Source organism: Geodermatophilus sp. SYSU D00815, assembly GCF_054050035.1.
The window spans coordinates 1-11574 of sequence record NZ_JBJGYO010000009.1; the positions used below are offsets into that span (position 1 = coordinate 1).

13 protein-coding genes are annotated in these 11574 nt (G+C 74.5%); 1 reads left to right on the forward strand and 12 read right to left on the reverse strand.

Features of this window, described 5'->3' with window-relative positions; translation table 11 throughout:
• Nucleotides 1-89: 89 nt before the first annotated feature.
• The 6 genes from ACI78S_RS12305 to era form a co-directional block, all read right to left on the reverse strand.
• A complete protein-coding gene (locus tag ACI78S_RS12305) occupies nt 90-1568 on the reverse strand; it encodes an FHA domain-containing protein (protein ID WP_456973596.1) in 1479 nt (492 codons plus the stop codon).
• On the reverse strand, nt 1568-1999 hold the full coding sequence (locus tag ACI78S_RS12310; protein WP_456973598.1) for a hypothetical protein: 432 nt from the start codon (nt 1997-1999) through the stop codon (nt 1568-1570). Before ACI78S_RS12310 ends, ACI78S_RS12305 begins: the two co-directional genes overlap by 1 nt.
• Before the next feature lie 45 nt (nt 2000-2044).
• Nucleotides 2045-3586: a hypothetical protein gene (locus tag ACI78S_RS12315; RefSeq protein WP_456973600.1), complete on the reverse strand. Its 1542-nt coding sequence runs from the start codon at nt 3584-3586 to the stop codon at nt 2045-2047.
• Between the two features lie 122 nt (nt 3587-3708).
• Complete coding sequence (locus tag ACI78S_RS12320; RefSeq protein ID WP_456973602.1) at nt 3709-4464, reverse strand: isoprenyl transferase; 756 nt, start codon at nt 4462-4464, stop codon at nt 3709-3711.
• Nucleotides 4464-5210 carry a DNA repair protein RecO gene (gene recO / locus ACI78S_RS12325; protein WP_456973604.1) on the reverse strand — a complete coding sequence of 249 codons (747 nt, stop codon included), beginning with the start codon at nt 5208-5210 and terminating at the stop codon, nt 4464-4466. Before recO ends, ACI78S_RS12320 begins: the two co-directional genes overlap by 1 nt.
• 1 nt (nt 5211) lies before the next feature.
• On the reverse strand, nt 5212-6129 hold the full coding sequence (era, locus tag ACI78S_RS12330; protein WP_456973606.1) for a GTPase Era: 918 nt from the start codon (nt 6127-6129) through the stop codon (nt 5212-5214).
• A 65-nt stretch (nt 6130-6194) separates the two neighbouring features.
• Between era and ACI78S_RS12335 the strand changes: the two genes are divergently transcribed.
• Entirely contained in the window at nt 6195-6803 is a 609-nt protein-coding gene (locus ACI78S_RS12335; protein ID WP_456973608.1) for a hypothetical protein, read from the forward strand.
• On the opposite strand, the gene ACI78S_RS12340 is transcribed toward ACI78S_RS12335, so the two are convergent.
• The 6 genes from ACI78S_RS12340 to ACI78S_RS12365 form a co-directional block, all read right to left on the reverse strand.
• Nucleotides 6800-7132, reverse strand: coding sequence for a cytidine deaminase (locus ACI78S_RS12340; protein WP_456973610.1), 333 nt, complete (start codon nt 7130-7132; stop codon nt 6800-6802). The genes ACI78S_RS12335 and ACI78S_RS12340 overlap by 4 nt on opposite strands.
• Nucleotides 7133-7138: 6 nt before the next feature.
• Nucleotides 7139-8473, reverse strand: a complete 1335-nt coding sequence (locus ACI78S_RS12345) for a hemolysin family protein (RefSeq protein WP_456973612.1) — start codon at nt 8471-8473, stop codon at nt 7139-7141.
• Nucleotides 8470-8973 carry an rRNA maturation RNase YbeY gene (ybeY, locus tag ACI78S_RS12350; RefSeq protein WP_456973614.1) on the reverse strand — a complete coding sequence of 168 codons (504 nt, stop codon included), beginning with the start codon at nt 8971-8973 and terminating at the stop codon, nt 8470-8472. The genes ACI78S_RS12345 and ybeY overlap by 4 nt, the downstream gene beginning before the upstream one ends.
• 5 nt (nt 8974-8978) lie before the next feature.
• Nucleotides 8979-9950 carry a PhoH family protein gene (locus ACI78S_RS12355; RefSeq protein WP_456973616.1) on the reverse strand — a complete coding sequence of 324 codons (972 nt, stop codon included), beginning with the start codon at nt 9948-9950 and terminating at the stop codon, nt 8979-8981.
• 266 nt (nt 9951-10216) lie between these two features.
• On the reverse strand, nt 10217-11041 hold the full coding sequence (locus ACI78S_RS12360; RefSeq protein WP_456973618.1) for an enoyl-CoA hydratase/isomerase family protein: 825 nt from the start codon (nt 11039-11041) through the stop codon (nt 10217-10219).
• A 122-nt stretch (nt 11042-11163) separates the two neighbouring features.
• Nucleotides 11164-11523 (reverse strand): histidine triad nucleotide-binding protein, encoded by a 360-nt coding sequence (locus ACI78S_RS12365; protein ID WP_456973620.1) that lies wholly within the window; start codon nt 11521-11523, stop codon nt 11164-11166.
• Nucleotides 11524-11574: the final 51 nt, after the last annotated feature.

An 11574-nucleotide genomic window follows, 5' to 3' on the forward strand; every position in this document is an offset into this window, starting at 1 on the left:
GCCCGCCCGGCACCGGGCGGGCGCACCCGCGGATCACATGGCGCCGCGCGGCGACCCCGGATCACATGGCGCCGCGCGGCGACCCCGGATCACATGGCGCCGTGCGGCGACTCGAAGGCGAACTGCCGGCCGCCCATGCGGACGGCAGTGCCCGGCACCAGCCGCACCGGCTGCCGCGGGATCAGCGACTGCCACACGGGCGCGCCGGGGTGGGCGACGAGGGTGCCGTTGGCCGACCCGATGTCGGTCAGGACGACGTCCCAGCCCTCCAGCCGGATCTCGGCGTGGTGCCGGCTGACCCCGCCGGTCTGGTCCACCAGCAGCAGGGGCCGCAGCTCGCCCGAGCGCACGCGCTCGTCGGTCTCGGGCTCCCGCCCCAGCAGGTAGTCGGCGTCGAGGCTCACCGTGGCGCCGGTGTCGAACAGCAGCAGCCCCAGCGGCGGGCGCACCCCCTCGACCAGGACGCCGGTGAGCTCGGCCATGCGGATGCCGCACAGCGCGCAGAACTGCACCCGCGGGTCGTTGAGGTGCCCGCGCGAGCACAGGAAGCCCTTGACCCGCGCGCGGCCGTCGGCCGGCTCGGCCGCCAGCGCGCTCGGCGGCTGCTCGGTCTCCTGCACCGGCAGCGGCTCCCGCGGGCCGTCGTCCGGCGGGGCCAGCAGCGACGCCGACAGGACCGGCGCGGGCAGCTCCACCGGCGGCGGCGTGGACTCCGCGGTCTCCTCCCCCGAGGCGTCGACGGCCGGGGGCACCGGGTGGGCGTGCCCGCCGGCGTGGTGGTGGTGCGGCACGGAGAGGTCCGCGACCGGCGGAGGAGGCGGCGGGGGCGGTGTGCCGGGCGCCACCGGAGGCCGCGCCGCGCCCGGGGCGGGGACCGGCGCCGGGATGCGGGCCAGCGACGTCGGCGTCGGGGACTCAGCCGCGGCGGGGGGCGGCACCGCGGCCGGGGACAGCACCGCCGCCGCGCCGGGCACGGTCCCGGCGTGCAGGTCGGCGAGCGGGTGCGGCGCCAGGTCAGCGGGGGCGCCGGCGGAGAGCCGCAGCGGCGCCGGGGGCCAGTCGACCAGCCGGTCGAGGAAGCGGGTGCCGTCCTGCAGCCGCTCGCCGTCGGCCGAGGTCAGCCGCAGCCCCAGGTCGGGCACCTCCGCCACGCCCTTGCCCACGAGGGCCACGGCCAGGCCCTCCTCGGTGGCGGCGGCCAGGGCGAACGACGGCAGCGGCGGGGCCGACGGCAACCAGGTGCGCAGCTCGTCGTGCAGCCGCCGCCCGGGGGCCCGGCTACCGGCCGCCGAGACCCGGCGGCAGAGGTCGAGCAGCTCGCCGACCACGGCCTCCCCGGTCGGGGCCGGCGCCGCCGCGGGGTCGGCCGGCGCCGCGGCCGTCCAGCCGCCCAGCCGGGCGGCCGGCGGGGGCGCCGGCACCGCGGCCGCCTCCACCGCGACGACGAGGAGCACCCCGGGCAGGCGGACGACGAGGTCGTGCCCGGGCGCGACGGCGACGGCGACCTGGTCGAACGGGGGCACGGTGGCGGGCCCCCCGGCACCGGCCGGCGGCGGGGTGGCGGTCATCAGATCAGCCGCCCGCCGCGGTTGCGCCAGTGCACGAACGGCACCCGCATCGGGCCGTTGGCCGCGAGGAAGACCAGCAGCCAGGTGGTGGTGAACAGGATGGCGAACGCGGGGCCGGCCATGCTGTCGACCCAGGTGGCGCCGCCGGCGAGCAGGAACCACACCAGCAGGCCCTCGGGGATGCCGGTGACCAGGGTGAAGAACGTCGGCCAGTCCTTCTCCCAGCGGAACTGCATGAGCGCGTGGTAGACGAGCTCCCACAGCACGCCGAGCACGGTGACGATCACCAGTACCGACAGCGTGGCGCCGTAGGAGTCGGCCAGCGACGCCCCCGTGGGCAGCACCGGCGTGATGATCAGGGTCCACAGCAGCCCGACCGTGAGCAGGAGGAACACGCGGGTCTGGATGCGGCCGTTGAGGGTGGGGATCACGGCATCTCTCTCGGGTGGAGCGGTCGGCGGGGCGGCGGGGGCGGTTCAGATGGGGCGGTTGCGCACCCACTTCCACCACTGGCTGGTCGACCGGCCGGGCGTCAGTGCCCGGGCGAAGCCCAGGCGCACGAGGTCGTCGGTGATCTCCTGCGCGGCGACGAGCAGGCCCAGGAAGCTGTCGACGCCGGCGAAGTAGCCGCCCAGCGTGGCGCTCCCCGAGGCGTAGATCTTGCCGGTGCCGCTGCGGGTGCCGCGCAGCTCGAAGGTCGGGTCGACGTCCAGGCGGCCCAGCGGGTTGCGGCCGGCGTTGGAGTGGTCGAGCAGGTCGGCCAGCACGCGGTGCTCGCGGATGTCGGCCTCGAGCCCGGTGCAGTCGATGACGGCGTCGAAGGTGCCGGCCTGCGGGCCCTGGTCGGTGGTGGCGGTGACCTCGACGAACTCGCCCACCGGGCGCATGGCGTCGATGGTGCCGATGACCGGGCGGTACCAGCCCTGGGTGCGGCCGCGCTCGAGCTGCTCCTGCCAGTCCTTGCGCACCGGGGTGTTGGTGCCGCCCATGTGCCGGTAGAGGGTGGCGCGGTCCTCGCCCTCGAGCTTGGCCAGGCGGTAGCGCAGCTGGCCGCCCCACGTCGACTTGGGCCAGTTGAAGCCCTGGTAGGCCCAGCCGTCGGCGCCCTTGCGCCGCATGAAGATGCTCGGGCCGTGGGGCTTGTCGGTGTAGGTGCGGAACATGTGCACGATCTGCGTGTTCAGGCCCCGGCGGTCGCGGTCGTCGATCAGCCGCTGCAGCACCCGGGAGGCCACGATGCCGCCGCCGCGCACCAGCACGGTGCCGGGCCGGGCGGCCAGCCGGTCGTAGACGTGCTCGTGCGGCTCGTAGGCGTTGACCACGCGGGCGTAGTCGTTGAACTCGCTGCGGTACTTCTGCAGGTCGGGCAGGAAGCGCAGGCCGGGGTAGCCGACGGCCACGTGCACGAACTGGCTGCGGTAGGCGATCCGGCGGGTGGCCGTGGCGCCCTCCGGCGGGGTGAGGATCGTGAAGTACCCGCCGCCGACCCGCCGGCGGGTCATCCGCACCTGGCCGGGCACGACCATCTCCGGCCACCGGATGCGGTACATCTCCTTCTCCATGGAGGAGAAGACTTCGCCGGCGCGCGGGGTGTAGTAGTCGGCCAGGATCGGCTCGACCAGGACGTTCCACGCCATCTTCAGGTTGCCCTGCAGCGCCTCCCGGATGGCGTAGCCGGGGAAGCCCCAGATGTTGTCGGGGGTGCCGGAGGAGTCCGAGCGCAGCCGCTCCCCGCGCGGGATCTGCGACACCGTCGTCAGGTACTCGTAGCTCTCCCACGGCGTGCGCAGCGGCGTGAGCACGCGGATCGCCTCGGTGGGGACGCCGCAGATCCGCAGGTAGTCCACGAGCACGAACGAGCCGACGCCGCCGCCGACGGTGACGAACGGGACGTCGACGACGGGGATGCCGGCCTCGGCCACCATCTGGTCGGTCCAGATGTCCGTGGCGACGAGCTGGTCGGTGAGGTCACCGGGCTGTGCGGGGCGGTTCGGGGCTGCGGTGGTGCTCTCGCTCACGGTGGGCTGTTCCGTCCTTCCAAGGGGAACGCCACTGTCGGGGGCGGCCGGTGCGGTGTCAACGGGATCCGGCCTCGCGCCGCCGATCAGTGAGGCACGCGACGCGTGGGACGCACGAGCCGTCAGGCGCTGCCGAAGCGGCGCTGCCGCGACGCGTACTCCTCGCACGCCCGCCACAGGTGCCGGCGGTCGAAGTCGGGCCACAGGGTATCGAGGAAGACGAGCTCGGCGTAGGCCGACTGCCAGAGCAGGAAGTTGCTGGTGCGGTTCTCGCCGGAGCTGCGGACGAACAGGTCGACGTCGGGCATGTCGGGCTCGTCGAGGAACCGGGCGACGGTCGCCTCGTCCACCTTGTCGGGGTCGAGCCGGCCGGCCGCGGCCTCGCGGGCGATGGCCGCTGCGGCGTCGGCGATCTCGGCCCGCCCGCCGTAGTTCACGCACATGGTGAGGGTCAGGACGTCGTTGTCCTTGGTGAGCTCCTCGGCGACCTCGAGCTCCTTGATCACGCTGCGCCACAGCCGCGGCCGCCGGCCGGCCCAGCGCACCCGCACGCCGAGCGCGTGCATCTCGTCGCGGCGGCGGCGGATCACGTCGCGGTTGAACCCCATGAGGAAGCGGACCTCCTCGGGGCTGCGCCGCCAGTTCTCGGTGGAGAACGCGTAGGCGGAGAGGGCCTTCACGCCGAGCTCGATGGCGCCCTCGACGCAGTCGAACAGCGAGGACTCGCCCGCCTCGTGGCCCTTGGTGCGCGGCAGGCCGCGCTGCTTGGCCCACCGGCCGTTGCCGTCCATGACGAGCGCGACGTGCCGGGGCACCTTGTCCTTCGGGATGGCCGGGGGCCGCGCGCCGGAGGGGTGCGGGTTCGGGAGCTGGGGCATCAGGTCCTGTCCACCAGCGCCAGCGAGCGCAGCCCGCGCTCGAGGTGCCACTGCAGCAGCGCGGCGACCAGGCCGCTGCCCTCGCGGCACTGCGGCGGCTGGCTGGCCTCGGCCCGCGCCCAGTCGCCGGACAGCAGCGCGTCGAGGTGCTCGATGGTCAGCGGGTTCGGCATCGCCGAGCCGGTGGGCCGGCAGGGCGGGCAGACCGTGCCGCCGGCCGGGACCGAGAAGTGGCGGTGCGGGCCCTCCTCGCCGCAGCGGGCGCAGTCGCCCAGCGCCGGCTCCCAGCCGGCCACCGACATCGCGCGCAGCAGGAACGCGTCGAGCACCAGCCCGGCCGGGTGGGTCTTGTCTGCGAGCGCCCGCAGCGCGCCGATGACGAGCAGGAACAGCCGCAGCGAGGGTTCCTTCTCCTCGGCGGTGAGCCGGTCGGCGGTCTCGAGGACGGCGGTGCCGGCGGTGTAGGCCGGGTAGTCGCCGGCGATCGGCTCGCCGTAGGCGCGGATCGACTCCGCCTGGTTCACGATGTCGAGGGTGCGGCCGGTGTAGAACTGCAGGTCGACGTGGCTGAACGGCTCCAGCCGAGCGCCGAACTTGCTCTTGGTGCGGCGCACGCCCTTGGCCACGGCGCGCACCTTGCCGTGCCGGCGGGTGAGCACGGTGACGATCCGGTCGGCCTCGCCCAGCTTCTGGGTGCGCAGCACGACGCCCTCGTCCCGGTACAGCGACTTCGGGGTGGTCGACACGTCAGTACCCCAGCCGGTTGAGCTTCTTGGGGTCGTCCTGCCACTCGCCGAGGACGGTGACGTGCAGGTCGAGGTGCACCCGCGAGCCGAGCAGCTGCTCCAGGCCCGCGCGGGCCTCGGTGCCGATCCGCTTGATCATCTCGCCGCCGCGGCCGAGCAGCATCGGCTTCTGGCTGGCCCGCTCGACGTGCAGCAGCGCGCGCACCTCGACGAGTTCCCTGCCGGGGTGCTTGGGGTCCGGGCGGCGGAGCAGCTCCTCGACCGTCACGGCCAGCGAGTGCGGCACCTCCTCGTAGACCTTCTCCAGCGCCGCCTCGCGGATGAGCTCGGCGATCTGCCGCTCGACGTCGTCGTCGGTCTGCTGCTCCTCCGGGTACAGGGGCGGGCCCTCGGGCAGCTGCCGGACCAGGAGGTCCTCGAGCAGCTCGACCTGGTCGCCCGCCACCGCGCTGACCGGGACCACCTCGGCGGCCTCGACCAGCGAGCTGGCCGCCAGCAGCTGCTCGGCGACCTGCTTCTTGCTCGCGGCGTCGGTCTTGGTCACCACGACGACGACCGGGGCCTTGAACTCCCGCAGCTGGCGGGCGATGAACCGGTCGCCCTGGCCGACCGGCTGGTCGGCGGGGATGCAGAAGACGATCACGTCGACGTCGGCGAGGGTGTCGCGGACGACGTCGTTGAGCCGGCGGCCGAGCAGGCTGCGCGGCTTGTGCAGGCCGGGGGTGTCGACCAGCACCAGCTGGCCGCCGGGCCGGGTGACCACGCCGCGGATGGCGTGCCGGGTGGTCTGCGGCCGGTTGCTGACGATGCCGACCTTCGTGCCGACCATGGCGTTGGTGAGCGTGGTCTTGCCCGCGTTGGGCCGCCCCACCAGGCAGGCGAAGCCGCTGCGGTACGGCTGCTCGGGCTGGTCGGTCACGCCGTCCAGTCTCCCACCCGGGGGCGACAGCGCGGCGGCGCGGCGGCGGTTGGGAGGATCACGGCATGGCGGGACGGGCGCGGAGCGGGCACGACGAACCACCGGCGGTGCGGGCCGCCCGCGACCGCGAGCGGCACATCGCCCAGGTGACGGCGTTCGGCTTCTTCACGCCGGGCCGGCCCCGGCGCTCGGTCACGGTGACCCCGCGCCCGCTGCGGTACTGGCAGTACGACCCGGTGCGCTGGCCGGTCGTCGTCCTGGCGCTCGCGGCGGCCGCCGCCTGGCTGGGCTTCCTCGCCTGGCGGGACGGCGGCGAGGCGGTCACCGGCGAGCTGCCCCTGGTGGTCGGCCTGGTGGTGCTCGTCGTGCTGTTCTCCACCGGCCGGTTCACCGTCTCCGACTCCGGGCTCTCCACCGACATCGCGGGGCTGCGGCAGCCGTCGTCGTTCGGCGTGGTCACCCTCGGGCTGGTGCAGGAGGTCGTCCGCGGGGCGCCGCCGGCGGGCTGGCCGCGGGCGAAGCGGCGGGGCGGCTGGTGGCCGGGGCGGCAGCGGGTCGCCGTCCGCCACCTGGCGAGCGACGGCGAGACCGAGCGCGCGCTCACCGTCTGGGTGCGCGACCCCGAGGCGTTCGCCGACGCGCTCGACCACCCGCTCCGAGGTGCCGGCTCCTAGGCCCGCGCGCGGACGGCGCCGTCGGGGCCGGCGAGCAGGACCGGGGCCGACGGCGTGAGGTCGTGCACCGCGGCCAGGCCGTCCTGCTCGACCGCCTCGGCCACCGAGACCACCGCCGCCGCCTCGAGCGCCGTCGCGCCGCTGGAGACCGCAGCGGCCACGGCCGCCTGCAGCGCGGAGAGCTGCAGCGACGGCAGCGCGACGCTCGCCGCCAGGTAGGTGCGGCCGTCGGTGTCGCGCACCGCGGCGCCCTCGGCGGCGCCGGTGCGGCCGCGGGCCGAGCGGGCGAGGGTGACCAGCTTGGCGTCCTCGGGGTCGAGATCGGGCACGGCTGGTCAGCCTTCCACGCCGGCCGGCTCCTCCGTGCGGGCGGGGGTGGCCTCCTCCCCCTGCTCGGGCTCGGGCACCCGGCAGACGAGGATCGTGTCGATGCGGTTGCGGCGGCCGCCGGTGCTCTCGGCCACCAGCCGCAGCCCGTCGACCTCGGCCGCCGAGCCCTCGATCGGCACCATCCCCAGCGCCCGGGCGAGCAGCCCGCCGACGGTCTCGACGTCGTCGTCCTCGGGGAGCTCGACGTCGGGGAAGATCTCGGACAGGTCCTGCACCGGCAGCCGGGCGGTGACCCGGTACGACCCGTCGGCCAGCTCCTCGACCGGCGGCCGCTGGAAGGCGTCGTGCTCGTCGGCGATCTCACCGACGATCTCCTCGAGGATGTCCTCGATGGTCACCAGGCCGGCGAAGCCGCCGTACTCGTCGACCACGATCGCGATGTGGATGCGCTGCGCCTGCATGTCCCGCAGCAGCTCGTCGACCGGCTTGGACTCCGGCACGAACGAGGGCCGGCGCATGAGCTCCTCGACCTTGGGCCCGTTGCGGTCCGGCAGGTTCTGCGACCGGCGGATGAGGTCCTTGAGGTAGACGACCCCGACGACGTCGTCGACGTTCTCGCCGATGACCGGGATGCGGCTGAACCCGCTGCGCATCATCAGCGCCATCGCCTGGCGGACGGTCTTGGTGCGCTCGATCCACACCACCTCGGTGCGCGGCACCATGACCTCGCGGGCGATCGTGTCGCCCAGCTCGAACACCGAGTGGATCATGTTGCGCTCGCCGGACTCCACGACGCCGCGCTCCTCGGCCATGTCGACCAGCTCCCGCAGCTCGACCTCGGAGGAGAACGGGCCGTCGCGGAAGCCGCGGCCGGGGGTGATCGCGTTGCCGATGAGGATCAGCAGGGTGGCGATCGGGCCGAGGACCCGGCCGAGCAGCCGCACCAGCCCCGCGGTGCCGAGCGCCACGCCGTAGGCGTGCTGGCGGCCGAGCGTGCGCGGCCCGACGCCGACGAGCACGTAGCTGACCACCGTCATGGTGCCGGCGGCGGCCAGCACCACCTGCCAGGTCGTGGCGAACAGGTCGGCGAACAGCACGGTCACCAGGACGGCGGCGACCATCTCGCAGACGATGCGCAGCAGCAGGAGCAGCGAGACGTGCCGCGCCCGCTCGCCGAGGACCTCCTCCAGCGCGCCGGCGCGCTTGACGCCCTCGCGGCGCATCTCCTCGACCCGGGCCTTGGACACCCGCTGCAGGGCGGCGTCCATCGCGCCGAAGAGCCCCGCCAGCGGGACCAGGAGGATCGCGATCACCAGCAGGGTGACCGCACCCGCGGTCATCGGGGCCCCGTCTCCCGGCTCGCCGGCTCACCGGTGACCGGCTCCCGCGGGGCGGAGCGCCAGCCCTCGATCAGCTTCTGCTGGAGGCCGAACATCTCCTTCTCCTCCTCGGGCTCCATGTGGTCGTAGCCGAGCAGGTGCAGGACGCCGTGGGTGGCCAGCAGCACCAGCTCGTCGTCCATGGAGTGGCCGGCGGCGCGGGCCTGCCGGACGGCGACGGACGGGCACAGGACGATGTCGCCGAGCATCGCCGGCCCGGGCTCGGGGTCGTCGGGCCGGCCGGTGTCGAGCTCGTCCATGGGGAAGGCGAGGACGTCGGTCGGGCCCTTCTCGCCCATCCAGCGCTCGTGCAGCGTGCTCATGTAGTCGGCGTCGACGCAGAGCACCGACAGCTCGGCGAGCGGGTTGACCTTCATCTCGGCCAGCACGAACCGGCAGATCCCGGCCAGCTCGGCCTCGTCGACGGCGATCTCGCTCTCGTTGGCGACCTCGACGGGCACCGCGCTCAGCTCCCCTGCCGACGCGGGCCGCGCACCGGCGGGCCGCCGGCCGGCCGGGACTGCTGCCGGGCGGCGTCCCAGCGGTCGTAGGCGTCGACGATGTCGCCGACCAGCCGGTGCCGGACGACGTCGGAGCTGGTCAGGTTCGCGAAGTGCACGTCGTCGATGCCGTCGAGGATCTCGCGGACGATCTTCAGGCCGCTCTGCGCGCCGCCGGGCAGGTCGACCTGGGTGATGTCGCCGGTGACCACGATCTTGGAGCCGAAGCCGAGCCGGGTGAGGAACATCTTCATCTGCTCGGCGGTGGTGTTCTGCGCCTCGTCGAGGATGACGAAGGCGTCGTTGAGGGTGCGGCCGCGCATGTACGCCAGCGGGGCGACCTCGATCGTGCCGGCCTGCATCAGCCGCGGGATCGACTCGGGGTCGACCATGTCGTGCAGCGCGTCGTACAGCGGCCGCAGGTACGGGTCGATCTTCTCCGACAGCGTGCCGGGCAGGTAGCCCAGCCGCTCGCCGGCCTCGACCGCCGGGCGGGTCAGGATGATCCGGTTGACCTGCTTGGTCTGCAGCGCCTGCACGGCCTTGGCCATGGCCAGGTAGGTCTTGCCGGTACCGGCCGGGCCGATGCCGAAGACGATCGTGTGCGCGTCGATCGCGTCGACGTAGCGCTTCTGGTTCAGCGTCTTCGGCCGGATCGTGCGGCCGCGGCGGCTGATGATGTCGAGGCTGAGGACGTCGGCCGGCCGCTCGGAGCCGCCGCTGCGCAGCATGCCGATGACCCGGCGGACCGAGTCGGGGCGCAGCTGCTGACCGGTGCCGAGGAGCGCGATGAGCTCGTCGAACACCCGCACGGCGAACGCGTTGTCGGCCGGCTGCCCGGTCACGGCGATCTCGTTGCCGCGGACGTGGACGTCGGCGTCGACCTCGGCCTCGACGAGCCGGAGGAGCTCGTCGCCGGAGCCCAGCAGGGCGACCATGGAGACGGAGTCGGGGACGGTGATGGTGGTCCGGACGGCGGCCGGCTGCGCGGGGGCAGGACCGGATGCGGCGTCGTCCGTGGCGGCTGCCTGCGCCGAGGCTTCACGCGACGTGGGGCCGTGCACGGCGGGCGTGCCAGAGGAGGTGTCGGGCAAGAACCCTCGACCCTGCCTTCCTGCAAGGGGTTGCGGACCCCGACGAGTCTACCCGCGCCCGCCCACGCGAACCGCTGGTTTACCCGTCCGGGGCAGGCGGTCCCGGCAGGTCAGCGCCCTGCGTAGGTGGCCTTGCCCGGTCCGTCGGTCAGGAAGGAGCGGGTCGCGCCCTTGAGGTCGTCGGTGGCGAACAGCGCGCCGGACAGCGACGGCGTGAGCTCGTCGGCCGCGCGGACGCCGTCCCGCACCGCGGCGGTGACCAGCCGCTTCGTCGCCGCGTGGGCGATGGTGGGCCCCGCGGCCACCCGCCGGGCGTAGTCGCGGGCGGCCTCGGCGAACCCGTCGTCGGGGAGCACGCGGTTGACCACGTTCCAGCCGGCCAGAGTGGTCGCCGGGTAGCGCTCGCCGGTGAAGACCAGCTCCTTGGCCCGCGCCGGGCCGGCCCGCTCGGCCAGCCGCTGCGGCCCGCCCATCGACGGCGTCAGCCCGACGACGATCTCCACCAGCCCGAAGGACGCCCGCTCGGCGGCGAGCAGGACGTCGCAGGCCAGCGCGATCTCGAAGGCGGCGGTCAGGGTCAGCCCGTGCGCGGCGAACACCGTGGGCACGGGCAGGTCCTCGAGGGTGTGGCTGATCCGCAGCAGCCGCCGCCAGAGCGCGCTGCCCCGCGCGACGCCGTCCGGCGACCGCGCGATCTCGTCGAACAGGTGGACGTCGACGCCGCCGGACACGACCCGGCCGCGGGCCTCCAGCAGCACCGCCCGGGCCCGGTCGGGCCGGGCGGGGTCGGTGAGCTCGACCAGGTCGGCGACCGCGCGCTCGTAGCCGGCGAACACCGCCTCGTCGAACAGGTTCAGCGGCGGGGAGTCCAGGACCACGACGGCGACGTCGCCGTCGCGCTCGAGCCGGACGGGCGCGGCAGCAGCGTCGCTCATGCGGCGAGACTCCCAGGACCGGCCGCGCCGTCGCACGCCGGGTCGTCCGCACGACTTCCGCGGTCTCGGGGGCTTCCGGCCGCGAGACCCCCGAGATCGCGGATCTCGCGGTGCCGCGTGCGTCAGCCCGGCGGCCACCCCAGGCCGCGTCCCCCCAGCACGTGCAGGTGGAGGTGGTCGACCGACTGGCCGGCCTGCGGGCCGGTGTTGGTGACCACCCGGTAGCCCGGCTCGATCCCGCCGTCGGCGACCAGCCCCTCCTGCTGCGCCACCGCGTGCGCGGCCCGCGCCACCTCGCCCAGCAGCTCGGCGTCGGCGGCGGCCAGTGCCCCGAGGTTGCGGTGGTGCTCCTTCGGGATCACCAGCACGTGGGTGGGGGCCTGCGGGTTGATGTCGCGGAAGGCCAGCACGCGATCGGTCTCGTGGACGACGTCCGCCGGGATCTCCCCGGCGACCATGCGGCAGAACAGGCAGTCGCTCACGCCCGCGACCCTAGCCGTGAAACGCCGCACCCGAGCCGGCTCCGCCGGGGC